Source organism: Leptolyngbya sp. FACHB-8 (assembly GCF_014695575.1).
GTDB lineage: Bacteria > Cyanobacteriota > Cyanobacteriia > Elainellales > Elainellaceae > Vacuolonema.
The window spans coordinates 41,447-66,895 of record NZ_JACJOO010000018.1; the positions used below are offsets into that span (position 1 = coordinate 41,447).

Consider the following 25,449-nt stretch of genomic DNA (forward strand, 5'->3'; position numbering starts at 1 on the left):
ATTCCCTATGACAGACCTGCCCTTGCTGAGTGTTAACACGGCCCTCATACCTGCCAATGAACCAGAACGGTTGGCAGCACTCCGGCGCTACAACATTCTGGATACCCCACCAGAAATAGCGTTCGATCGCATCACGGCTCTGGCAGCACGGTTGTTTAATGTGCCCACAGCACTCGTTTCCCTGGTGGATGGATCCAGGGCGTGGTTTAAGTCTTGCTATGGCTTCAATCAACAGGAAGTGGCACGGGATGCGACAATTTGTAGCTTTGCTCTGCTCTGTGATGATGTTTTAGTTGTTCCCGATGCTAGACAGGATGAGCGATTTGCTTGCAATCCCTTTGTACAACGTGAACCCGGTTTGCGGTTCTATGCAGGTGCGCCCTTACTCACGTCGGATGGCTTTAATTTAGGAACGCTCTGTTTGTTGGACAGCAACCCCCGGGACAGCTTCACCGACGACCAGAAAGCGACGTTAAAAGACTTAGCCGCTGTGGTAATGGACGAACTGGAGTTACGATTAGCAGCTCGGAAAGTTGCTCAGGTCGATGCTGCTCTGTTAGAGGTAACTCAGGGAGTATCTGCCGTCACGGGCAAGGCTTTCTTCAATGCTTTGGTGCGACATCTCGCAAAAGCTTTAGGAGTAAATTACGCCTGTATTAGTTTGCTCACGGACGAGATCATAGAAACTGTTAGAACCGTTGCCTTTTGCGCAAAGGGCGAAATCGTTGATAATGTCGAATATTCGCTACAAGGGACGCCCTGCCGAGAAGTGATTCGTCAACAAAAGATCGGCTGCTATATCCACAGTGTTCAAAAGTTGTTTCCTGACGATCTCTTTCTGGTTTCACTGGGCATTGAAAGTTATGTATCAATACCTTTTTTTAGTTCCCAGGGGAAGCTGCTCGGTCTACTCGGCGTGATGGATGACAAACCCTTGGAAAATTCTGCGCTGGTGGAATCCATGCTGGCCCTTCTGGCTACACGTATTGCGGCAGAAGTGGAACGGCATCAAGCCGAAGAGAAACAACAGGAAGCCAACCAACGCTTGCAACTTTACGCGGATGTCGTTCGTAACACACAAGTCGGCATTGCGGTCTGGCAACTGGAAGACCTGGATGATCCGGGTTCTTTTCGCCTGGTTACGGCTAACCCTGCGGCTTCGGATGCACTGGGGTTTGATTTAGAACCCATGGTAGGGACAACCCTAGCAGAAAGTTTTCCAACGCTTCTGCAAACCCCATCCGCACAACAATATCTGGATGTCATTCGCACAGGGCGATCGCTGGATTTAGGCGAAGTCTCCTATAGCCGGGAAGGTCTTCCGGCAGAGTTGTACAGCCTTAAAATCTTTCCCTTGCCGGATCACTGCCTCGGCTTTGCTTTTGAAAATATCACAGCTCAAAAACAACTGGAAACCCAACTGCAAGAGAGCCAGCACTATAACCAGCAAATTGCAGAAGCTATGCCAGGTGTTTTATTTGTACATGACATCATTAATCAGGAGAATGTTTATACAAATCGCCAAATTGCTGATTTGTTGGGATATACCTCTGAACAAGTTCAAGAAATGGGAGCAAACGCGATTGCGACGTTGGTTCATCCCGATGATTTGCCGCATATCCTTGCCTACTCGGAAACATTCAAGACGTTAACGGATAGCGAGGTTTTAGGGATCGAGTATCGGGCTCGCCATGCAAGTCGTGAATGGCGCTGGCTTTATACCCGCAGCGTGGTGTTTAATCGCACCGCTGATGGGCTACCTCGCCAAATTTTAGGTGTCTCTATCGACATTAGCGATCGCAAATACTCAGAACAGGCGTTGCAGAAAAGTGAGGCTTGGGCACGACTGGCAACACAGGTAGCCCAGTTGGGTGCCTGGCGATTGCATCTGGACACAAACCAGGTAGAAATGGATGAGCGGATGCGCCAGATTTGGGGAGAACCGGACGATGCTGTGATGGTTCCGCTTCCTGCCGTGTTAGAACGCATTCATTCAGCGGAGCGCGATCGCGTCGCCGATGCAGTGAATGCAGCCATTGCCTCTGACTCAACGGGCGCTTACGAAATTGAGTATCGCATTGTGTGGGATGACGGCACTGAACGCTGGGTATTGGCAAAAGGCCAGGCTCAATTTGAAGGCGAAGGGGCAGCTCGCCATGCTATTGATTTCTTTGGCACACTACTCGACATCACCGAACGTAAACAAGCCGAAGCCAATCTGGCAGAACAGGAACAGCGGTACCGCTATATCTTTGAGGCGGTTAATGTAGCGATCTGGGAAGAAGATTTTTCGAGTGTGAAAGTGGCGATCGATCAACTCAAAGCTTCAGGGATTCAAGATTTTCGTCAATACTTTGCAGAACATCCTGAATTTGTACAGCAGATGCTGCATCAAGTCAAAATTCTGGATGTCAATCATGCCGCTCTGCAAATGTTTGGTGCTCAGGAAAAAGCAGAACTGCTATCGTCTCTCGACCAAATCGTTGTGGCTGAAACACAAGCCACATTTATTGATGAGTTACTGGCGATCGCCAATGAAGAAACTTTCTTTGCCACAGAAACAGTATTACAGACGTTACAGGGCGATCGTCTTAATGTCTGGGTAAGCATTACCTTTCCACCAGCCTCGGAACCCTACGACCATGTGCTGGTTTCGCTGCTCGACATCACTCAACGCAAACAAGCCGAAGTCGCACTACAAGCTAGCGAGGAACGCTATCGTCATCTGGCAGAAGCAACCCCACAAATTGTTTGGACAACCGATGCGAGGGGTTTGGCGACATACTTCAACCCATACTGGTATGACTACACGGGTTTGAGTGAAGCCGAATCCATGGGTCTGGAAAGCATCAATGCTATGCATCCTGAGGATCGCGATCGGGTGCTTCAACAATGGTCAGTTGCGATCGAAACGGGAGAAGAACACAGCACTGAAATTCGCTTGCGGCGACAGGATGGAGTTTATCGCTGGTTCCTCTGCCGAGCCTTACCCGTACGTAACGCCAATGGGGAAATTACCAGTTGGGTGGGCACAGACACGGATATTGATGATCAAAAGCATATTCAAGAGATACTGCGCGAAAGTGAGGAACGGCTATCTCTGGCATTGCAATCAGCTCAAGCAGGCATGTGGCAATGGTTTAAGGCAGACAACTGCGTGATCTGGTCGAAAGAGACATACCGGATGTTGGGGTATGAACCAGAACAGTGTCTTTCCACCCTTGAAGCCTGGTATCAGGCCATGCATCCTGATGATCGCAGCAAGATGTCGCAGATCATACAACAAACCTTAAACGAAAATAGCAACCTTTATTTTGAATACCGAGTTTGCTTACCCGATGGTTCTGTACGCTGGCTTGCGGATATTGGACAAATCACCTATGACGACCAGGGCAATCAGGAAGGGCTGATTGGGATTCAAATCGATATTACCCAACGTAAACAAAGTGAATTAGAGCGTGAACGCAGTGAAGCCATTCTCAATGCCTTTCTGACAGCCTCCCCTATTGCCTTAACGCTCTTTGACCAAAACCTGCGTTACATCTATGCGAACGAAGCTCTGGCACAGCTTAATGAGTTGCCCCTTGGGGTGCATATCGGTCGGACTCTGCAGGATGTGGTACCCGATATGGCTCCTCAATTTGTCCCCATGTTGCGGCGAATTATAGAAACCCAGGAACCCGTCCTCGGCCTAGAGTACAGCGGCGAGATCCGGCCCGGTGTGTATCGGCATACCATCGCGAATCATTTCCCGGTTTGTCTACCCGATGGAGAAGTCTTAGGGGTTGGGGTTACCATCACCGATATTACCGAGCTCAAGCATATTGAAGCCGAACTCCGCCAACACACCCAACGACTGAATCTACTCTATGAAACCGCCCGTGACTTGCTTTCCTCTAAGCAACCTACGGAGTTGATGAATCGATTATTTGCCCGTCTTTCAGAGCAGTTAGATTTGCACTACTACTATCACTTCCAACTCACGGAGCAGGAAGGGCAGGAGCAGTTGCAACTGATGCACTATGCGGGTATTTCGGAGGAACAGGCGCAATTTTTTGGAACCCTGGATTTAGGTCAGGCCATGTGCGGTCTGGTAGCCCAGGAGCGACGTCAAATTGTGCTTAATCAACAGGAAATTGCCAGTCATGGTAATGCCCATGTGCTCTGTACCATGGGAGTATCTGCGTATGCTGGGCAACCCTTAATGGTGCATGGACGGCTACTGGGCACATTGTCTTTCGCCAGCCTCACTCGCACTCAATTCACCCCCGAGGAAGCTAATCTCTTACAAGCTATTTCAGAGCATGTAGCGATCGCCCTTGAGCGTGCAGAATTAGTTACATCCCTACAAAAACAGACAGAAGATTTAGCTCAGGCAAATCGGGTCAAGGATGAGTTTTTGGCTGTGCTGTCCCATGAGTTGCGATCGCCCTTAAACCCCATTTTGGGTTGGACAAAACTGCTCCAAACTAACAACTTCGATCCTATAAAAACAAAGCAAGCTCTCAGCATTATTGAGCGGAATGCGAAACAACAAACCCAATTAATTGACGACTTGTTAGACATCTCCAAAATTCTACGAGGCAAACTTGTTTTAGAAGAGGCCGTGGTTGACTTGCGCCGCACCCTTGAAGCGGCGTTAGAAACCATGCGGTTAGCCGCCGAAGCCAAGCATATTCCCATCACCATTAACGTTGAGCCAAACCTTCCGCCTGTTTTGGGAGATGCCGGACGGTTACAGCAAATTATTCTAAACCTGCTTTCCAATGCGATTAAATTTACCCCAACCGGTGGGCAAGTAGACGTCAGCTTAAAGCGTATAGGCGAGGAAGCACAGCTTCAGGTGAAGGATACAGGGAAAGGAATCGTCCCTGAATTTCTACCCCATGTGTTTGACTCATTCCGTCAGGAGGATGGGCGCACGACGCGCAAATTTGGTGGGTTAGGGTTAGGGTTAGCCATTGTACGTCAGTTGACTGAGTTACACGGGGGAACCGTACAGGCGGATAGTCAAGGGGAAGGTACAGGAGCTACCTTTACCATCCGCTTACCCCTGATGAAGATCCCCAACCTGGGAGCTGCCCCCCCCTCCGCGCAAGCTGCGGTAAGCCAAGGAAAACCGTTGCAGGGGTTGCGAATTCTGGTCGTTGACGATGAAGCGGATATGCGAGATTTGGCCGTTACAATTTTGGAGCAAGCAGGGGCACACGTTCAAACCGCTGCATCAGCGATGGAAGCCCTATCCCTGGTCGAGCAATTTCAGCCCAGAGTCATGGTTAGTGATATTGGGATGCCAGATATTGATGGATATGAATTAATGCGGCAGTTAAGACGCCGATCGCTACATCAATCCCAACCGTTGGCAGCGATCGCCCTCACCGCCTATGCCATGGAACAAGATCAGCAGCAAGCCCTGGCGGTCGGCTACCAATGCCACTTCGCTAAACCTATTGAACCGGAAGTATTAGTCGAAGCAATCGCAACCTTAGCGGCGGCTCAGGAGCGATAACCATGATCAATCAACCGCTTCTGAGATATGGATTGGCGCTTGTGACAACAATCACGGCCCTGCTGCTGATGTTGGCGTTTGACCCCATCGTTCATCTGTCTCAGGCTTCCTTTTTGCTCTTTTTTGGTGCCGTTACCCTCACAGCTTTATATGGCGGACGTAATCCTGCGATCGTTGCAACGGTTCTGGCTGCCGTATTCGCTAACTATTTCTTCCTCGGTCCCAAGTACCAATGGACGATGGATTTAGCCAGTAGCATTCGAATGCTACTGTTTCTGGGGCAAGGAATTCTCATTAGTGTTTTAGTCGGGGCACTTCGAACAGCACAAGAACAGGCTCAGAAGAGCTTGAAGCAACTGCAGGCTTCAGAGATAGAAATCAAAACACTCAACCAGGAACTGCAACATCAAGTTGACGAATTAACGGTTGCCGAACGAACCCTGAGAGCGAGTGAGGAACGGTTGCGGGTTGCTCTGAAAAATGCACCAATCGCTGTTTTTAACCAAAATACAGAATTAGTCTATACCTGGATTTATAACCCAACGTTTGATTATCAGGTTGATCAAGTAGTGGGTAAGCGCGATCGCGACTTAGTTCCCGAGAAGGATGCCCTACTTCTCGATCGAATCAAAGGGGGTGTCCTGGCAACAGGTGTGGGAGTACGAGAGGAAGTCAAGCTCACCATTGATGGAGAAATTTACCATTATGACTTGACTGTTGAACCGTTACAAAATGAGCAGGGTGTTGTTATTGGAGTTACGTGCGCCGCCATTGATGTCACGAAGCGCAAACAAGCGGAGGAATCGCTGTGGCAAAGTGAGCAGCGATTCCGACAGTTGGTTGAATCCAATATGTTTGGTGTTGCGTTTAGTCGAGCCAACGGAGAAATGTATTATGCCAATGATTATTTTCTCAATATGGTGGGGTATACCCGAGAGGATTTGAAGGCTGGGCGTATCCAATGGCTTGACATGACACCCCCAGAATTTCGCCTCCTGGATGAGCAGGCCAACTTGGAGTTACAGGAATTTGGCGTTGCAACCCCTTTTGAGAAAGAATACATTCGCAAGGATGGTAGCCGAGTTCCCATTCTGGTAGGCGTCACTTTATCTCAAGAACCGTCCGATCACGAGCAGGAATCTATTTGCTTTTATATCGATTTGACTGAGCGCAAGCGGGTAGAAGTTGCATGGCAGGAAGATAAACAAATCCTGGATGCTCTGATGGAATATATTCCTGAAGGCATTACCATTGCCGATGCCCCCGATGTCATCATTCGCAAAGTCAGTAAGCATGGGCAACAGTTAGTCGGACGGCCACTAGAACGATTGGAGGGCACTACGGCCAGCACTCATGTGGATGACTGGGGCATCTTTCGGGCCGATGGCATCGCACGACCCACTGAGGATGAACTCCCTCTAACTCGTGCAGTACGCCAGTCGGAAGTCGTCGTGAATGAAGAATGGGTTGTTCAACAGCCCGACGGCGGCAAAATCAGTATTCTCTGCAATGCAGGCCCCATTCATGATGCCAAAGGCAATACGACAGGGGGTATTCTGGCCTGGCGAGACATTACGGAGCGTAAGCAAGCCGAGGAAAGACTACGGCAGGCCCTACAAAAACTCACCTTCCACGTTGAAAATACTCCCATAGCGGTGATTGAGTGGAACCGAGATTTTCGAATCACTCGCTGGTCCGGAGCAGCCGAACGAATTTTAGGTTGGTCGTCAGAGGAGGTTCTTGGCAAGCCATTGGCAGACTTACATTTCGTTTATGAAGACGATATGCAAGAAGTCACTGACGTTTGCGAACGATTGGCACTGGGTGAAGAACCTTTTATCTTTTCGTATAACCGTAACTACACAAAGAACAGGGATGTCGTGCATTGTGAATGGTACAACTCCAGTCTGCGGGACACGAATGGACAGATGCTCTCTGTTCTATCCCTTGTTCTAGATGTCACCGATCGCAAACAAGTTGAAACGGAACGTGAACAACTCTTAGCACGGGAACGAGCGGCTCGTACCGAAGCGGAAGCCGCTAACCGTGTTAAAGATGAATTTTTGGCCGTACTTTCCCACGAGTTGCGATCGCCCCTTAACCCCATTCTCGGCTGGTCTCGCCTCCTGCAAACCAAAAAGCTTGACGAAGCAAAAGTGACTGAAGCCCTCAAAACCATCGAACGCAATGCCCGCCTGCAAGCCGAACTGATCGAAGATCTGTTGGATGTCTCCCGAATTTTGCAGGGCAAGCTGACCCTCAATCTTTCGGCCATTGATTTAAGCACAACGATTCAAGCCGCTATCGAAACGGTTCGTTTAGCCGCTGAAGCCAAAGCGATCCACATTGAAACCGAGTTACAGCCCGGCTCAGATCCGATTGTTGGGGATGCTAGCCGCTTACAGCAAATTGTATGGAATTTGCTTTCTAACGCCGTTAAGTTCACCCCATCTGGGGGCAGGGTTCATATACGGCTACAACAGGCCGGTTCTCAGGCGCAAATTATTGTCAGTGACACTGGAAAAGGCATTTCTCCAGAGTTTCTGCCCCACGTGTTCGAGTACTTTCGGCAAGCTGATTCCTCTACCACTCGCAAATTTGGAGGGTTGGGGTTAGGACTTGCTATCGTGCGCCACCTGGTGGAACTACATGGAGGAACTATCCAGGCCGAAAGTCCGGGGGAAGGTTTGGGTGCTACCTTCACAGTTCAACTGCCGTTGATGGCAAGGGTTGCTGCCACGTCTCAACGTCATGTCTTACCCAAGCAACGGCCTAACCTGAATGGCATCAAGGTGCTGGTGGTTGACGATGACCCCGATGGTCGTGAGTTTGTCGCCTTTTTATTGGAACAGGAAATGGCAACCGTTATCACGGTCGCGTCTGCCCATGAAGCTCTGACAACGCTGCTCACCGTTAAGCCCAACATATTACTCAGCGATATCGGCATGCCCGATACGGATGGTTATACATTCATCCAGAAAGTCAGGTCACTGCCGCCCCAACAGGGGGGAATGATTCCGGCGATCGCGCTCACTGCCTATGCCTCAGAGTTTGACCAGCAGTTAGCCCTACAAGCCGGGTTTCAAAAACACATCTCCAAACCCATCGAACCGGATGCCTTAATCCAGGCCATCATCGATTTAGTAGGAGTAATGGCAATCCCTGAGTAACAGTAACCAATCTTCTGTGAGCCTTGTAGGTGCAATCTAGTATCTATCCCGAAGGCTTCCCCAGAACGTGCTTTAAAGCGGAGTGTACCGTCCCTCCTCTGGTAGATCCTAAATCGCTAAAAATCCCCTTTAATATAGAGATCAACCGTATGTTGATACGGTGAATGACTGCCCAAAAGGAGTAAAAATCAGGTCAGCTGGGGGTGGGCAACTGACCCGCAGGCTCATTTACCGCAGTTAGCTGATGGGTTTGCTTTTTAATTTTGGTACAACACCAATGAGACGGGACAAAACAGGCCGATTTATTCCGAACTGGACGCAGGAAATCAAGCACGCCGTTAATCTTTCACTCACACAAACCGCCTGGCAGCTTTTAGAAAAGCAAGCTCAAAACCAGGGTATTTCCCGTTCTGAATTAATCGAATGTTTTGCCCGCAGTTTAGCACAAGCCCATCCGGCCCTTATAGATCATCATGGATCGGTGCAAGCCGCCTCCCCAACCGATCGCTCCGTTGCAAGCCCCTTGAAGGAGCAGGAATTCCTTCAGGTGCTTCTGGATAATGTGCAGGCAGGCATTGTTGCCTGTGATGCCGATGGAGAATTGAAGCTGTTCAATCAAGTTGCCCGTTCGTTTCACGGTTTACCCGAAAAGCCCCTACCACCAGAGCAGTGGGCCGAGTTTTATGACTTGTATTTGCCTGACGGCAAGACTCCTATGGCCACCCAGGATATTCCCTTGTTTCGGGCCCTCCAGGGGGAGTCTGTGCACCAGATGGAGATGATGATCATCCCCAAACAGGGACTACCACGAACGTTGCTGGCAAACGCTGAAGCAATTGTCACGCCTACGGGGAAAAAGTTGGGTGCCGTGGTCGTGATGCACGACATCACGGAGCGCAAGCAGATAGAAATGGTGTTGCGCGATCGCGAAACCCAGCTTCAAAGTATTTTCCAAACCATTCCCGATGGCATTGTGATTTTGGATCGATCCGGTCAAATTACCGCTGCAAATCCAGCAGCAGAAGCGATTCTTCGATTAACCAACAGCAACATCACGGAGCGGATCTACAATAATCCTTCCTGGACCATTACAACGGTTGAGGGCTTACCGTTTCCAGAGGAAGAGTTGCCTTTTGTTCGTGTCATAGCAACTGGACAGCCAGTTTATGGTGTTGAACATGCCATTACTCACACCGATGGCACCACAATTATTCTTTCGATCAATGCCTCACCTCTGTTTGATGCGGACGGGCAGATGATTAACATCGTCACCGCACTCAGCGACATTACGGCTCGCAAGAAGGCAGATGCAGCGTTGCGGGAATCAGAAGAACGTTATCGCTCAGTCATTGAGATGGCTGCAGAAGGCATTATTCTTCAGTATGCAGATGGCAAAATCTTCACCTGCAATACCAGTGCTGAACAGATTTTAGGCCAGACAGCAGAGCAGTTGATGGGACGTACCTCCCTGGATCCCGGGTGGCAGTCGATTTATGAGGATGGTTCTCCGTTTCCAGGGAACTTACACCCATCTATGGTGACACTGCGAACGGGAGAGCCCCAATCCAATGTGATCATGGGTATCCGGAAGCCAGATGAAACTCTAACCTGGATTTCCATCAACACTCGCCCTTTGTTTCGTCCGAAAGATACAAAACCTTTTGCCGTTGTCGCTTCATTTTTTGACATTACCCAACGCAAACAGGTGGAGGAACAACGGTCAACCTTAATCCAGGAACAAGCCGCTCGGTTAGCGGCCGAAACAGCACAGCAACAATCTGCATTTCTAGCAGAAGTGAGTGCCGTGCTGTCATCCTCCCTGGACTATGAGCAAACGCTTCAGAGCGTTGCGGATTTGGCCGTTCCCCGGGTCGCCGATTGGTGCAGCGTGGATTTAGTGAGTGACGATCGCATCATTAGTCGCGTGGCTGTAGCTCACACGGACCCAGAAAAAGTAAAGTTTGCCTGGGAGGTAGTGCAGCGGTTTCCCCCCTCTCTAGATAATAACTACGGCATTGCTCAGGTTATTAAATCGGGGCGCAGCGAAATTGCAGCCCATATTACGGATGAGCAGTTAGCTGTCATTCAGAACCAGGAGTACTTACAAGTCATTCGGGGGTTGGGTATAAAGTCTTGTATCATCGCACCGTTAGAGGCGCGAGGCCGAGTATTGGGTACGATTTCGTTCATCTATAGCGAATCAAACCGCCAATATGGCAAAGCTGATCTGATACTGGCAGAGGATCTAGCCCGTCGAGCCGCGATCGCCATCGACAATGCCCGGCTGTTCCAAGAAGCTCAACAGGCCTGTCAGGCGGCTGAGAAGGCCGCTGATCGTACGGCTCGTCTGCAAACAATCATGGCAGCTCTATCGGAGTCCCTAACTCCCCAACAGGTGGCTGATGTGATTGTGCAGCAAAGCATTGCTGCATTATCAGCGGATTCTGCCCTGATGACGGTACTGACGGATGACGAGAAAGAATTAGAGATTATCAAAGCGGTGGGATACCACACGGATATCGTAGAATCATGGCGACGGTTTCCGGTGTCGGCAGCAGTTCCCCTGGCGGATGCGGTCCGCACAGGAACGCCAGTTTGGGCAGAGACAAAGGCCGAGCGGTTAGCTCGTTACCCGCATCTGGCAGACATTTACAGCCGCTATGATTTCAACTCATGGATCTCGTTGCCGCTGATGAGTGAAGGCAAAGCCGTAGGCGGTATGCTGCTCAGCTTTAAAGAACATAAGTCTCTCAGCCAGGATGATCGCGATTTTATTCTGGCCGTGAGCCGGCAATGTGCCCAGGCTATTTCTCGTGCTCAGGCCTACGAAGCCGAACGCAAAGCACGGGCAGAGGCAGAAGCTGCCAACCGCATTAAAGACGAGTTCCTAGCCGTGCTTTCCCATGAGTTGCGATCGCCCCTTAACCCCATCTTGGGCTGGGCGAAACTCCTGCAAACCAGAAAATTAGATGCGGCAAAAGTTACCGAAGCGTTAAAAATCATCGAGCGTAACGCTCGTCTGCAATCTGAATTAATTGAGGATTTGCTGGATGTATCGCGCATTTTGCAGGGCAAGCTCAGCCTGAACCGGGCTGCTGTTGACCTCACCACGACCATTCATGCAGCGCTCGAAACAGTTCGCTTGTCTGCTGAGGCCAAGGCGATCCAGATTGAAACGCAACTGGCGACTAATGTTGGGCAGGTTTTAGGGGATTCCAGCCGTCTCCAACAAGTCGTCTGGAATCTCCTGTCGAATGCCGTCAAATTCACACCGGAGGGCGGCAAGGTTCATGTGCAACTGGAGCAGATGGGTTCCTACGCCCAAATTATTGTCAGCGATACGGGAAAAGGCATCGCACCAGAATTTCTTCCTCACGTGTTCGAGTATTTTCGGCAGGCTGACGCAACAACAACGCGCAAATTTGGCGGCTTAGGGCTGGGCCTGGCGATCGTCCGACATCTCGTTGAATTACACGGGGGAACGATTCAGGTAGAAAGCCCAGGGGAAGGGCAGGGTGCAACGTTCACGGTACAACTGCCGCTGCTTGCCAAGATTTCTCCGGCATCCCCCGTAGGGGAACTTCATACGCATCTACCCAGTTTGAATGGGATCAAGGCCTTAGTCGTCGATGATGACGCTGACGCTCGTGACCTGGTTGCATTTTTACTGGAACACGAACAGGCAACCGTCATAACGGCTTCCTCTGCGTCAGAAGCGCTAATTGCTCTAGCCAAATTTCAACCGGACATCTTGTTAAGCGATATCGGCATGCCAGATATGGATGGCTATATGCTTCTACAAAAGGTGCGATCGCTTCCTCCCGATCAAGGGGGGTTGATTCCGGCGATCGCCCTCAGCGCCTATGCAGCGGAATACGACCAACGTCAGGCACTCAGAGTTGGTTTTCAGAAGCACATTCCCAAACCTGTTGATCCAGAAACTCTGATCAAAGCCATTTCTGAATACATTCACGTTAAATCATCAATCCATTAGCTCACTTGTGTATTGCTATATCTATCTCCAAGGTAGATAGGTTCGAGAGGTGTTTCTCGAACATCACCATCCTGGCGTTCTACACGATAGGCTTTTGCAGAGGGACGAGAACTTACAATTTTTTCCAGAGTTTCATTGACGAAATGTAAGCCAACTCCATCGTCTGCGGCATAACCATCTTCCAGCGCTCCCTCTGAAATTAACTCATGATAAACAGGTCTACGATTGGCTTCCCCATCATAATGGGGGCAATGGGTACCCTTTAAAAACCCAAGACAATTCAACGGCTTTAAAACACCGTTACCAGGGTAATCGCTAACCCCGGATTCAAACCAACACAGTGAACCAGCACTAAATCCGCAAAGAATGGTTCCCTGTTCCCAAGCCTCCTTCAAGACGCTATCCAACTCCCAATCGTGCCAAAGCGCCAATAAATTTTTGGTGTTTCCACCACCCACATAAATGATGTCTTGTTCCAGTAGAAAACCTCGCAGGTCAAGGGTCGGAGGATGAAACAACGAGAGATGACTGGGTTGGCAGGGGAATTTCAAGAATGTGGAATAGAACCTGACAATGTAGCGATCGCTATCCCCACTGGCGGTTGGTAGAAAGCAAACTTTAGGCTGAGGCTTACTGACTAGCTCCAGGACATATCGGTCGAGTAAGAGGTTATCCGGTTCTATCGAAAGACCGCCTCCACCCATAGCCACAATATGCTTGTCTGGAAGAGATGCTGACATTTTTCTCGCCTCAATTACTGGCAGGATGTATCTAGGATAAGCTAAGGATCAAAAACAAAATAACCTGTAATTCTTTTTGTGAGAAGGGCCGCAAGATGTGAGCTACTAATGTTGGATGCATCAACCTTTTGTGTAGAGTGCGATCGCCTCTTTTGCCGTTTGTAGAATGCGATCGCGCAATTCTAATGGCTCCAGCACCTCCATCTGCCCCCCAAACCCTAGCACATAGGCACAAGCCGCTTCTTCGATATCAAACCGGATTGAGGCGGGAATCCACCCCTCTGCATCGGGTGAACCGATATGCTCTATTTTGGCGAAATATCCGGCATAGCGCAGCCGAGGCAATGCATCCGGAGCAACCCGAAGCAGCACCTCATAGCGCGGCAAATTGGCTTTGAACTCAACGAGCGATCGCTGCCAATACTCAGCTAAATTAAATCCATCTGGACGAATGCAAGGAGACTCCATGACTCTGGCATTCCGCACTCGTGAGATGCGATAAGAACGCACCTCCTCATCCACGGCAGCAATAAAGTACCAGACACTCCCTTTCGCAACCAGTCCCAGCGGATTAACAATTCGTTCAACCAGCTTGCCATCACTGCGCTCATAACTGAGTTCCAATTGCCGCTCCTGCCAAACGGCAGCTTGCAGAACCGGAAAAGCTGACATCTCCTCTTCCCAACGCTGCCATCCCGCCGGATCAAGGTGAATGCGCTGGCTTACGACTTCAGCCTGCTGACGGTTAGCTGTGGGCAATGCGGCCAGAAGCTTTAGTAAGGCAGCCTCAAACGCTTGGCCCCAGCCTAAGTCAGCCAGCAGGTGAGTGGGTTTGGGCAGAAATAACGCCTGAATCTCTGCCAAATTCAGCCCGGTCAAGGTGGTCTGGTAGTTATCTAACAGGCTCCACCCCCCACTCTGCCCGCGTTCGGCAGTCACAGGCACCCCGGCACTACTGAGAGCTTCCATATCCCGATGAATGGTTCGTTCAGACACCTCTAAACGCTCCGCTAACTCGTGTGCCGTAAGACGACCATGTACCTGGAGCAGCATCAGGATTGAAAGGAGGCGATCGGCACGCATAAGGACAGGAGATGGAACGGGTGGATGAAGGGGTTATTCTTTTGAGTTTACGTGAAATATGACAATGGGTGTCAGGAAAGGAGCCCTATGCTGCAAAAAGAGAGCTGAGACACAGTTTTTCAACCATTTGAAAGAATTGCAGGAGATAAACTATGCAACCACTCAAAGATAAGATTGCGATCGTTGCTGGAGGCACACGTGGGGCAGGACGGGGCATTGCTGTAGAGCTAGGTGCAGCCGGAGCAACGGTTTATGTGACAGGGCGCACAACTCGAACTCAGCGATCGGAATACAACCGTCCCGAAACCATTGAAGAAACCGCAGAGCTAGTCACACAAGCCGGTGGAAAAGGGATTGCGGTACAAGTGGATCATTTAGACCCAAAACAAGTACAAGCATTGGTTACCCGCGTTGAACAGGAACAAGGACGGTTAGATATTCTCGTCAATGATATTTGGGGTGGAGAAAATCTAGCGCAGTGGAACACTCCAGTTTGGGAGCACTCATTGGAGGGCGGCTTACGAATGTTACGATTGGCGATCGATACCCACATCATTACCAGTCACTTTGCCTTACCACTGCTCATCAAAAATCCAGGTGGATTGTTAGTCGAAATCACGGATGGTACGGCTGACTATAATAACACCCACTACCGCTTATCTCTGTTTTACGATTTGGCAAAAACTTCTGTAACCCGTATGGCCTGGGGCTTGGCCCAGGAACTTCAGCCCCACCAATGCACAGCTATTGCTCTCACACCCGGATGGATGCGCTCAGAGATGATGTTAGAAATTTTTGGGGTCACCGAAGCAAACTGGCAAGAGGGTGTAGCAAAAGATCCTCACTTTATCATTTCTGAAACTCCACGCTATATCGGTCGGGCTGTTGCTCACCTGGCTGCAGACCCCGATGTTGCCCGCTGGAATGGGCAATCTCTATCCAGCGGGCAACTGGCCAAGGTGTATGGCTTCACCGATTTGGATGGCTCACAGCCTGAAGCATTCCGCTATCTTCCAGAGGTGCAAGAGTTAGACAAACCTGCCGATGCAACGGGATACCGATAATCCCAGTGAGAACAATCAATGATTGAAGGTAGCCAGGGAAAGCAAACTGATTAAGCAAATAAATTGAATGACCAAGCTAAACAAACGTAAATTTGGATTCGCACCCAGCATATGAACAATGGAATGGAAAAGCCGAAAAACAATGTAGGTGCCAGCGAATAGATCGACTAAAGTTCCAGAGGCTCCCCGAACAACCAGAAGAAAGACAACACCCAGGTAAAGGGGAACGTTTTCCATCAAGTTGGCCTGTACTCGTAAGAACCGCCAAAGCGGACTTGTATGATCAGAAGTACCGAAGTCTTTAGGGCTTCCTCCTGCGGCTAAATGTCGTATGCGGACGATGAGCAATAGGACAACAACGACAATCGCCCATAGAATAAGAACGACTAAACCCCAAAGAGGAACTGTCATAGGTGATGCAAGTGGTGCATCGACTACAGCAGAAATGAACATCTGTTCAATTAGCATCGCTTACCTCCGATGAAACGAGGGCCATGTTCCAGACCGTTATTGGGTGTGTTGCACACCCTGATTGAGGGGTCTGAAGCAAAGCCGAACTTGTCTCTACTGTAGAGAGGCAGGCTATTGAAGCTCTAGAAGAAAGTTGCCAGGGTTTAGAAGATTATTGCGATCGCCCACTCTCCTGAAAATACAATCGTGTTTGAAGTTGTTTGGGTGTCATTCCCAGCTTGCTTTTAAGGGATCGAGTTAAGTGGCTTTGATCGCTAAAGCCTGCTCGTAGTGCAATCTCAGAAATACTTAGCTCACTGTATTGCAGAAGATAGGTTGCGTGATCCAGGCGACATTGCAGAATGTATTGGTGAGGTGTCACTCCCATGTTTTGCTTGAATAAACGCAAGAAATGGTAGGGGCTAATTTGGGCGATCGCTGCAACTTCCTCCAGCTTTAAAGGTTGATGCAGGTGTGCTTTGATGTAATCCTTTACCAAAGCCAACTTATTGCGAGATAAACCATTTCCGTAGCTAGAGAGTTTGGGGCGAGTGGTGCAATAGTTCCGCAACAGATGAATAGCAAGTGCCGTTTTAAGGCTATCAAGTAGCAAAGCACTCGCTATGCCACCCGTTTTTGCTTCTGCTCGAAGAGTCGAAAAGATACCCTGCACAAACCCGTCCGGTTGGCTCATGAAGCGAGGCGTCAGCTCAACCTGATCAAGATTTACCCAGTCTTGGCCGAGCTGGTACAGAAGCGCTGGTTCAAAGGCCAACACCATAAACTGAACCGGAGCATCCCAACTACAACGATGAACGATGCCTGCGGGAATAATAGCAATATCTTCTGCACTTCGTCGTTCTTGCTGCCGTTTGCCATCGAGCGATCGCATACCCAACGCACTCATGCCTGATGAATCTGGTACACCACAGGCCAGCACATGCATTGTGTGCTGATGTTCGCCCGTTGCAAAAATGGGCTGTTGATGCAGTTCAAAATGTAAACCATCCCAACCAGAACTCCTCAAAATTGCAGGATTGGGAACGATCGCATCAGAGGCATTATCCTGCTGATAATCCAATTGTTTGATCGAGTGATTGGGCATGTTCATCGCCTGCAACAGATGAAGAATGAATCTATTCTCTCATCTTGAACGAAAACTCAAGACATGCTCTTACAGCGCTTTGCGCTGGGTGCATCCCACTTTTGTAAGTGAGGCAGGCAAAGCCTGCCTCACTTACAAAAGTGGGTTTCCAAATCTGCAAAAATGGGATGTGCACCCTTTGCGCTTGAATCAGCCACGGTTGTTTTTATGGGAGCCCGTGGAGCGCGACTCTCATAAAAACAACCAGATTTTAAGCGTTTGAAAAGCGCTGTAAGGTCCTGTTTGAAAGGGTTATTTTCCATACCTTTTGGGCGTGGAAATTAACCCTTTCAAGCAGTTCTAAGCGAACTCGCCCATAGGTTAGACGACGCTGTGAGTCATTATTGCTAGATTATCAAAGTCTGCAGCGCCTTCAGATTACGACCCTGTCAGGCTGCACCCTATCCCCTGAGACTTGAGATTATTGAGAATGACATACAACTTTGATTTATTCATCATTGGTGCAGGCCCGGCAGGCTTGGCCGCTGCAAAACAGGCCGCTCAGTATGGAGTGAAGGTTGCGATCGCGGAACAGGATCAACTGGGCGGATGCTGCGTCAATCGAGGCTGTGTGCCAAAGAAAATGATGATTTACGCAGCAGATTATGCCGCATCCATGCAAAATGCCGTTGATTATGGTTGGGAGCAGTGCTCCAGCAACTTTCACTGGCAGACATTTCGGAAAAAGCGCGATCAAGAACTCCAACGCTTACGCCAGGTACATCAACAGGCATTGGAACAAGCAGGAGTGGAATTCCTGAAAGGGCGTACTCAATTTTTAGATGCCCACACCCTTGATGTGGAGGGGCAGAAATATACGGCGGATAAGGTTTTGATTGCCGTCGGGGGAAAGCCCATCAAACCTGATATTCCGGGAATTGAGTACACCATGAACTCTGATGAGTTACTGGATTTAGAGCAGCTGCCCAAGCGGATTGCCATTATTGGTGGTGGATATATTGGTGCCGAATTCGCTAGCACCCTGCGTGAGTTCGGCTGTGATGTTACCGTCATGAACCGAGAATCTTGCCTGTTGGAAGGCTTTGATGAAGCTGTGCAAGTTGCCGTGCGGAATGGATTTATCCAACGGGGCATCCAAACCCTCTGTAGTACAACAACAGACAAAATCAAGCAAATCTCCGAAGGGCTATGCCTGCACCTAACAGGGGATTGTCCCGAGACAATAGTAGTTGATAAAGTATTGTGCGCGATCGGTCGTGCCCCCAATCTGGAAGGATTAGGGTTGGAAGCTGCGGATGTGGAATTCGATCAGAAAGCCATCGCCGTCAACCACCAGAATTGCACCAGCCAACCGAACATCTATGCCGTTGGTGACTGCACCCATCGCAAGCAACTCACCCCAGTTGCCCGAACCGAGGGACGCAGGGCCGTTGATGCCATGTTTGGCAAACCTGGTGATGAATTGGATGATCAACTCATTCCTTCCTCAGTTCTCAGTCGTCCTGAAGCGGCGAGTGTGGGCTTAACCGAAACCCAAGCACGAGAGCAGTACGGGGACAACATTGAATGTCATTGCAAAGAGTTTGTGCCGCTCCGGTACAGCCTGACAAATGACAAAGAAAAGGCACTGATGAAGTTAGTCGTTGAACGTGAGAGCGATCGCATTCTAGGCTTTCACATGGTTGGTGAAAATGCGGCTGAAATTGTGCAGGGTGCTGCGATCGCCCTTCAAAAAGGAGTAACACGACAAGAACTAACTCAAATCATTGGCGTCCATCCCTCAACTGCAGAAGAATTATTTTCCATCTAACCGGTCTACGGTGCGGTCTTTAGCACGCATCGTAGATCGCACTCTCCAAAGCATCGGATAACAACCTGTTTTGAAGCGGAGCCGCAAAATTGGTGCGGCTGAAGCTGGATAACATGTTTCTGACAATCTGCCCGCAAAATTAAGGCTTCAAGCAAAACCCTCTTACGAAGTACTTCAATATTTGCAGTGGTGTAAATTGCGCCATTCACCCAACTTCATTCTGTTGGAAGTTTCAGGGCTATTCCTACGATAGAGATTCCCTCAGGGAAACAGCCGATATGCTATCGGACAAGTCTTTTAGCCATCGACAGTCTTTCGAAGGCAAAGAGTTTAAGATCTCCAGCTCCTAAGCTCTCTGCCTGAAGACCAAGCTTTGCAATGGCAAGCTGTCATTATCTCTACCAGAGGTCCCTGTAGATATGAGTCAGACAAAACCCGTCATCATCGTTCATGGTGGTGCAAAAACTATTTCAGAAGACAAGGTAGAAGCAAACCATGCTGGATGCCGAGCCGCAGCGCTGGCAGGTTGGTCAGTACTCGCACAAGGGGGTAGCGCTGCCGAAGCCGTTGAAGCCGCTATTCGAGTGCTAGAGTCCGATCAAACATTCAATGCCGGTTTCGGTTCAACCCTCAACAGCGAAGGAGAGGTCGAAGTCGATGCGGCCATCATGGATGGCGCGACCCTGTCCTGGGGAGCTGTGGCCGCGGTGCAGGGAGTTCGCCACCCCATCGCTGCCGCTCGCCGCATCATGGAGGAGAAACCTCGGTTATTGGTAGCCCGCAGTGGAGAGCGGTTTGCGTTAGAACACGGATTGGAAATGTGTGCCAAAAAGGATCTGATCAGTGAAGAGCAATATGAGGAGTGGAAAGAGGACGTTGAAGTGTTAGACCGGCCTAACACAGTAGGCTGTGTCGCTCTGGATATCAATGGTAACCTGGCAGCAGGCACCTCTACAGGAGGCACCAATGGACAACCCCAGGGCCGAGTCGGGGATACAGCGCTTGTAGGTTGCGGTCTGTATGCCGACAACCGATTAGGAGGATGCTCTACCACAGGGGATGGGGAGTCTATTATTCCAGTCGTTTTAGCGAAGAGTGCAATTGATGCCTTAGCGGGAGGACGGCATCCCGATGAGGCCGCTCAGCAGGCGATCGCCACTCTTCAATCTCGTGTAGAGGGAGAAGCGGGCTGTATTCTGATCGATTGCCAGGGGCGTATTGGCTGGGCCTACAACTCCGAAGACATGGCCGTAGCCTATATGAACGAAGAATTATCAGAACCTGCCACATTTACAGGTAAGGAGCAGCCGTTGGCAGCCGCCTAACTCCTTTTGTCATAGCCCCCGCTTGTAGAGTTGGACACTTGATACGGCGGGGGCTAAGCCTTGCTCATCAAAGTGTCCTAAATCTACTGGCCAGTAGTTCCATGAAAACCCAAAACATCCTTCCCTTTTTTCAGGGCAATAGCCTTTCCGATCTGTTCGCGCAGGATATCCATGACGCGCACTATGCGTTGCTCTTGAATTATCCAGCGACGGCAAGTTGGGCTGCCTACCCCAATGTCCAGAAATATTTCCTGCAAGATGGCAGCAGTGAATCGACCAAAACATCCTTTGACAAAATTTGTCAGAAGGAACCCTGGAAAAACCTGGCAGTGTTGGGAGAAAAGCTACCGGGTATCGTGATCAGTCCGCCACAGAAGTTACTCACGCAGTACTGGCAAGAGTATTTTGGCTTTGGCAATATCCCGGCCGAAATGATGGATTGTTCTAATTACCTGGATGAACTGAGTGAGGGCGATCGCATCGATCAGCTGATCACCCTGTTTCCTTTCGACCATTTGCGGCCAGAGAGGCATGCGGTTAAGCCCGATACCCATTACCACCTGCTTAGCAAAGCAACTCTATCAAAGCTAGGTATTCTCTGCCCCAACTATCAAACCTATAACCTCAGCTCACAGGATCTGGATCAGCTTCCGCTACCCCAACAATTCCCTTATCTGATTAAGACATCTCACGGTCTTTCAGGTGAAGGAACTTATATTATTCGCAATTCAAGCGACCTCAACTATTGCTTGGAAGAACTCAGAAAATACCTGCACATTAATTTATTGGAAACCATTATTGTTTCTGAGTTTGTGAAGCACGAAGTCAATAATTACTGTGTGCAGTTCTACGTCAATAAACAGGGGGCTATTACTCTGATTGGGGTAACTCAGCAATTGGTCAGTCCTGAGGGTAATTATTTGGGTGGGGTCATCGACTATACAGATGACCTCGGCAAGTTTTTAGACATGATTAAATCTGTGGGCCAGTATGCCCATCAACAGGGATATTTTGGAGTCATTGGGTTCGACGTCCTGGAAGATCGTGACGGTCAACTTTATACAATTGATGCAAACTTTCGGATCAACGGTTCGACGCCGCTCTGTCTCCAACGGCATCAATTGATGAGCCTGGATAAAGCGATCGCTAAATACTCCAGCGATTACAGAATGGAAGGCACCCTGGATTCCATTCTGACGACGCTACGGCCTCAGCTAGAGCGCAAAGATTTTCTGATTCTGTCGGCGCTGGAGAAGGTGAAATACGGCAAGATCTACACCGAAATCTACGGAATTGTCACCGGAGAAACATTGCAGGATATGCAACAGATTGAGCAAAGCTTGCATAGTAAAGGGCTGCTATTAGCAGGCTATACAGTAGCGGTTTAGGTGTAGCACCTATTCACTCTCACAGGAATAGGTCACAATATGCTGAAACCTTTGCAGCAAGGATACTCCGCCATCACGCTTACTACAAAGGTTTCAGCTCTTTACCCACAAATGGCCTCAAAAACCTGGTATTAATACCTATCTCTATTTCCATTCTCAGAACGCCTGTATTCAACTGTTTTATAAGGACAGTTTATAGGTTTTGGACTAACATTAAACCCAATTAAATAAGCCCGATTTAGGGTAACAGAGAACTCCTATATATCAAGCTTATTTGAGTAATTATATGCAGGTCGGCAATTGCAGCTATACCAGGAGAGATTAACGATCCCTCCGGATACAAAGGAATAGCAAAGAAAGAGATTTCATCCCCTCATTTGATGCTGAGGCTGGAGAGGTATACTCACCTTCTTTACTATTCAGATAGTCACTGAGGGATGGTACTACAAGCTGCCCTTTACCTGCTGTCCCCGTCAAGGCAAGCACAACAATATTCATAAAATTGGGATTCAATAGAAACTGATTTCAATTCAATTGAATAATCATAAAATCTATATATGGATTGTGCGCTGTGCCTTATGCTTGGCACAATCCATCTTTGAGTTATTTATAGGGGCTATATGTTGAGGTTAGACCCATTAAATATGGACCGTAGCTTTAAACAACTGCGAAAATAGAGTTACGCAGGGACGCGTAATAGGGCACTCTTAGAAAGATGCAATTTGACTCCAGGTTCCCATGAAATCATTTGGAAAAAGTTTAGAAATTCAGTCCTGCGATTTGGTAACCGCAGCCAAATTGCAAGCCGACTCAGCATATCCCCGCCCCCAGTTACGTCGTAGCCAGTGGACCTCCTTAAACGGTACGTGGAAGTTCACCTACGATGATGAGGGAGAGTATATGCGTCCCAGTGATGTCGTCAATTGGGACAACTATATACAAGTTCCGTTTGCGCCCGAATCTATCCGCAGTGGGATTCACGATACAGGATTCCACACCAACTGTTGGTATGAGCGAGAGTTTGACGTAGACGACAAAAATAAGCGCGTTTTGCTCCACTTCGGAGCTGTTGATTACCGGGCGCGCGTGTGGGTAAACGGTCAATTCATGATCGACCACGAAGGTGGGCATACTCCCTTCTCTATGGACATCACCTCCGCTCTGCGTCCAGAAGGGCCTCAAACCGTTACAGTATGGGCCGAAGATGACCCACACGATCTGGCGAAACCCCGTGGCAAACAAGACTGGCAGCGGGAACCCCATAGCATTTGGTATCCCCGCACCAGTGGTATCTGGCAAACGGTTTGGTTAGAAGAAGTACCCGAAACCTACATCCAACGTCTGAAGTGGACGCCCCACTTTGAGCGCTGGGAAATTGGCTTCGAAGGGTTCGTTGCCGGAAAATTGCAAAAAGAAATGCAATTAAAGGTGCGGTTGACAGTCGGCTGTCAATTGCTGGTTAACGACACTTATGAAGTATTAAATGGCGAAATTCATCGCCGCATTGCCCTCTCAGACCCCGGTATCGATGATTACCGGAACGAGTTGCTGTGGCGACCTGAGAAACCAACGTTGATTGATGCACAGATTCAACTCTGGTGCCAGGGGCAGTTGGTGGATGAGGTGTCATCCTATACGGCCATGCGGACGGTCAGCATTGAGCGCGATCGCTTTATGCTCAACGGCCAGCCCTACTATCTGCGACTGGTGCTAGACCAGGGCTACTGGGAAGACACTTTGATGACGGCCCCATCTGATGAAGCTCTCCGCCGAGATGTCGAGTTAACGAAGCAAATGGGCTTCAATGGGGTACGGAAACACCAGAAAATTGAAGACCCCCGCTATCTATACTGGGCTGATGTACTGGGTCTAATGGTGTGGGAAGAAATGCCCAGCGCCTATCGCTTTACACCAAAGTCTGTCGAGCGTCTGACTAAGGAATGGACTGAGGTCATTGAGCGAGATGCCAGCCACCCCTGTGTTGTAGTTTGGGTACCTTTCAACGAGTCCTGGGGTGTACCTGATTTGACGGCAACTCCAGCCCACCGGCACTGGGTTCAGGCTCTCTATCACCTGACCAAGACGCTCGATCCGACCCGACCTGTCATCGGTAATGACGGCTGGGAAAGTACAACAACGGACATTCTCGCCATCCACGACTACGACACCAAGCCACACGGTTTGGCGAAGCGCTATGGGCCTGAGGTGAAGCTGACCGATCTGTTCGATCGCCAGCGTCCCGGTGGGCGAGTGCTGACTCTTGACGGGTATCCCCATCAGGGCCAACCCATTATGCTGACCGAGTTTGGTGGCATTGCCTGCACACGGCCTGAAGAGGAGTGTCAAACCTGGGGTTATGCCCGTTCAGATAATGCGCTGGAATTTCAAAGCCAGTATGCGGCGTTGTTGCAAGCCGTCAACAAGATTGAGCTGTTTAGCGGTTTCTGCTATACACAGTTGACGGATACCTTCCAGGAAGCAAACGGATTGCTTTATGTCGATCGCACGCCCAAGTTCCCAATTGAGGCCATTGCATCTGCTACTTTCGGCAGGGGGAATATCGATGTAGACCAGTCTATGCTTCTAGAATCAGCCAAGGTGGCCTGGTCCCAAATGGAAGATGCACTCTCAGACGCTATTAAAGCCAGATGGACGAACTCTCACACTGTACAGCCGGTTCCCCATTGCGGAGGGGATAATCGCTCCTAGTCCCAGTGATGAGCCTGTTCGCGCTAACCCTCACTTACGCTGGCATCCGTTGCGAGCTGAGTGGGTCGCCTATGCCAGTCATCGCCAGGGGCGGACATTCATGCCGCCCCCGGAATACAACCCCCTGGCTCCTACTCGGGATCCACAGTTCCCTACAGAACTGCCCCAGGGCAAGTATGACATCGCGGTGTTTGACAATCGTTTTCCGTCGCTGATTCCGTCAGCGGCGGATGCCCCCCACGCTATTGTGGATACATTGCCAGCAAACGGAGCCTGTGAGGTCGTGGTATTTACCCAAGACCCGCAGGCTTCTTTGAGTTCGTTACCGCTCGACCATGTAGAGTTGTTGTTCCAGGTGTGGGGCGATCGCACCCGTGCCATCAGCCAACATTCTCAAATTCAATACGTCCTACCGTTCGAAAATAAAGGCGTTGAAGTCGGGGTAACTCTGCACCACCCCCATGGGCAAATTTATGCCTATCCCTTTGTGCCGCCCGTTCCGGCCAAAATGGATGTGAATCAACGCGAGTATTATCAGCAGCATCAACGGGGTTTGCTGCAAGATCTGATTCAAAGCGAAATTCAAGACAATCAGCGTATCGTGTATCGGGATGAGTGGGCGATCGCCTTTGTTCCGGTTTGTGCGCGCTACCCCTACGAAGTGTGGGTTGCCCCCATTCAACCTACGGCAACGTTCTCGGATTTAACGGCCGAACAGCGAGCAGGATTGGCCCGGGCCCTCAAAACCGTCACGCTCAAGTATGACGGGTTGTGGAACCGGCCATTTCCTTATTTGATGGCCTGGTTCCAGGCCCCTGTCAATGGAGAAGCACGCCCTGACTGGCATCTCCACGCCGAGTTCTACCCCCCCTACCGCACTGCTGACCGACTCAAATATCTAGCCGGAACCGAGCTGGCAGCAGGCATGTTTGCGAACGATGCCTTGCCTGAGGAAAAAGCAAAGGAATTGCAGGCTGTAGCAGTTGAGCTGGATGCATCGGTTCCTGTATAACCGGCATTGGACTCTGCTGTTTCCTAAAGAATTGCCTGCGTTTGTAGCTTGATCCAGAACGAAATTGGAATGAATTTCTGAATCCTTAAC

13 protein-coding genes are annotated in these 25,449 nt (G+C 49.7%); 9 read left to right on the forward strand and 4 right to left on the reverse strand.

All coding sequences use genetic code 11. The annotated features are described in order from the left end of the window. Positions 1 to 7 precede the first annotated feature (7 nt). From H6F91_RS27800 to H6F91_RS04350, 3 genes are all read left to right on the forward strand, one after another. Positions 8 to 5,509, forward strand: coding sequence for a PAS domain S-box protein (locus H6F91_RS27800; RefSeq protein ID WP_242035627.1), 5,502 nt, complete (start codon positions 8 to 10; stop codon positions 5,507 to 5,509). 2 nt (positions 5,510 to 5,511) lie between these two features. Beyond that, on the forward strand, positions 5,512 to 8,679 hold the full coding sequence (locus H6F91_RS04345) for a PAS domain S-box protein (RefSeq protein ID WP_190775799.1): 3,168 nt from the start codon (positions 5,512 to 5,514) through the stop codon (positions 8,677 to 8,679). A gap of 277 nt (positions 8,680 to 8,956) precedes the next feature. Then, positions 8,957 to 12,673, forward strand: coding sequence for a PAS domain S-box protein (locus tag H6F91_RS04350; RefSeq protein WP_199307630.1), 3,717 nt, complete (start codon positions 8,957 to 8,959; stop codon positions 12,671 to 12,673). On the opposite strand, the gene H6F91_RS04355 is transcribed toward H6F91_RS04350, so the two are convergent. Then, on the reverse strand, positions 12,670 to 13,413 hold the full coding sequence (locus tag H6F91_RS04355; RefSeq protein ID WP_190775801.1) for a peptidase E: 744 nt from the start codon (positions 13,411 to 13,413) through the stop codon (positions 12,670 to 12,672). The genes H6F91_RS04350 and H6F91_RS04355 overlap by 4 nt on opposite strands. 120 nt (positions 13,414 to 13,533) lie before the next feature. Then, positions 13,534 to 14,496: a YafY family protein gene (locus H6F91_RS04360; RefSeq protein ID WP_190775802.1), complete on the reverse strand. Its 963-nt coding sequence runs from the start codon at positions 14,494 to 14,496 to the stop codon at positions 13,534 to 13,536. Between the two features lie 152 nt (positions 14,497 to 14,648). Here H6F91_RS04360 and H6F91_RS04365 point away from each other — a divergent pair, with 152 nt between their 5' ends. Beyond that, positions 14,649 to 15,560 carry an SDR family oxidoreductase gene (locus H6F91_RS04365; protein WP_190775803.1) on the forward strand — a complete coding sequence of 304 codons (912 nt, stop codon included), beginning with the start codon at positions 14,649 to 14,651 and terminating at the stop codon, positions 15,558 to 15,560. A 15-nt stretch (positions 15,561 to 15,575) separates the two neighbouring features. Here the strand turns inward: H6F91_RS04365 and H6F91_RS04370 are convergent, their stop codons facing one another. Both H6F91_RS04370 and H6F91_RS04375 read right to left on the reverse strand, forming a co-directional pair. Further along, the gene (locus H6F91_RS04370) at positions 15,576 to 15,971 is read right to left on the reverse strand and encodes an MAPEG family protein (RefSeq protein WP_190775824.1); all 396 of its coding nucleotides are present in this window, start codon (positions 15,969 to 15,971) and stop codon (positions 15,576 to 15,578) included. A gap of 211 nt (positions 15,972 to 16,182) precedes the next feature. Beyond that, on the reverse strand, positions 16,183 to 17,121 hold the full coding sequence (locus tag H6F91_RS04375; RefSeq protein WP_190775804.1) for an AraC family transcriptional regulator: 939 nt from the start codon (positions 17,119 to 17,121) through the stop codon (positions 16,183 to 16,185). Between the two features lie 463 nt (positions 17,122 to 17,584). Between H6F91_RS04375 and gorA the strand changes: the two genes are divergently transcribed. The 5 genes from gorA (at position 17,585) to galT (ending at position 25,359) form a co-directional block, all read left to right on the forward strand. Continuing rightward, the gene (gene gorA / locus H6F91_RS04380) at positions 17,585 to 18,925 is read left to right on the forward strand and encodes a glutathione-disulfide reductase (protein WP_190775805.1); all 1,341 of its coding nucleotides are present in this window, start codon (positions 17,585 to 17,587) and stop codon (positions 18,923 to 18,925) included. 419 nt (positions 18,926 to 19,344) lie between these two features. Next, positions 19,345 to 20,250, forward strand: a complete 906-nt coding sequence (locus tag H6F91_RS04385; RefSeq protein WP_190775806.1) for an isoaspartyl peptidase/L-asparaginase family protein — start codon at positions 19,345 to 19,347, stop codon at positions 20,248 to 20,250. 101 nt (positions 20,251 to 20,351) lie between these two features. Continuing rightward, complete coding sequence (locus H6F91_RS04390; RefSeq protein ID WP_190775807.1) at positions 20,352 to 21,638, forward strand: ATP-grasp domain-containing protein; 1,287 nt, start codon at positions 20,352 to 20,354, stop codon at positions 21,636 to 21,638. 738 nt (positions 21,639 to 22,376) lie between these two features. Then, positions 22,377 to 24,347: a glycoside hydrolase family 2 TIM barrel-domain containing protein gene (locus H6F91_RS04395; protein WP_190775808.1), complete on the forward strand. Its 1,971-nt coding sequence runs from the start codon at positions 22,377 to 22,379 to the stop codon at positions 24,345 to 24,347. Then, complete coding sequence (galT, locus tag H6F91_RS04400) at positions 24,259 to 25,359, forward strand: galactose-1-phosphate uridylyltransferase (protein WP_190775809.1); 1,101 nt, start codon at positions 24,259 to 24,261, stop codon at positions 25,357 to 25,359. Before H6F91_RS04395 ends, galT begins: the two co-directional genes overlap by 89 nt. The last annotated feature ends 90 nt before the right edge of the window (positions 25,360 to 25,449 follow it).

Excerpts from the sequence above, each read along its gene's own strand:
- H6F91_RS27800 (WP_242035627.1), top strand. The coding sequence starts at position 8 with ATGACAGACCTGCCCTTGCTGAGTGTTAACACGGCCCTCATACCTGCC.
- H6F91_RS04345 (WP_190775799.1), top strand. The coding sequence starts at position 5,512 with ATGATCAATCAACCGCTTCTGAGATATGGATTGGCGCTTGTGACAACA.
- H6F91_RS04350 (WP_199307630.1), top strand. The coding sequence starts at position 8,957 with ATGAGACGGGACAAAACAGGCCGATTTATTCCGAACTGGACGCAGGAA.
- H6F91_RS04355 (WP_190775801.1), bottom strand. The coding sequence starts at position 13,413 with ATGTCAGCATCTCTTCCAGACAAGCATATTGTGGCTATGGGTGGAGGC.
- H6F91_RS04360 (WP_190775802.1), bottom strand. The coding sequence starts at position 14,496 with ATGCGTGCCGATCGCCTCCTTTCAATCCTGATGCTGCTCCAGGTACAT.
- H6F91_RS04365 (WP_190775803.1), top strand. The coding sequence starts at position 14,649 with ATGCAACCACTCAAAGATAAGATTGCGATCGTTGCTGGAGGCACACGT.
- H6F91_RS04370 (WP_190775824.1), bottom strand. The coding sequence starts at position 15,971 with ATGACAGTTCCTCTTTGGGGTTTAGTCGTTCTTATTCTATGGGCGATT.
- H6F91_RS04375 (WP_190775804.1), bottom strand. The coding sequence starts at position 17,121 with ATGAACATGCCCAATCACTCGATCAAACAATTGGATTATCAGCAGGAT.
- gorA (WP_190775805.1), top strand. The coding sequence starts at position 17,585 with ATGACATACAACTTTGATTTATTCATCATTGGTGCAGGCCCGGCAGGC.
- H6F91_RS04385 (WP_190775806.1), top strand. The coding sequence starts at position 19,345 with ATGAGTCAGACAAAACCCGTCATCATCGTTCATGGTGGTGCAAAAACT.
- H6F91_RS04390 (WP_190775807.1), top strand. The coding sequence starts at position 20,352 with ATGAAAACCCAAAACATCCTTCCCTTTTTTCAGGGCAATAGCCTTTCC.
- H6F91_RS04395 (WP_190775808.1), top strand. The coding sequence starts at position 22,377 with ATGAAATCATTTGGAAAAAGTTTAGAAATTCAGTCCTGCGATTTGGTA.
- galT (WP_190775809.1), top strand. The coding sequence starts at position 24,259 with ATGCACTCTCAGACGCTATTAAAGCCAGATGGACGAACTCTCACACTG.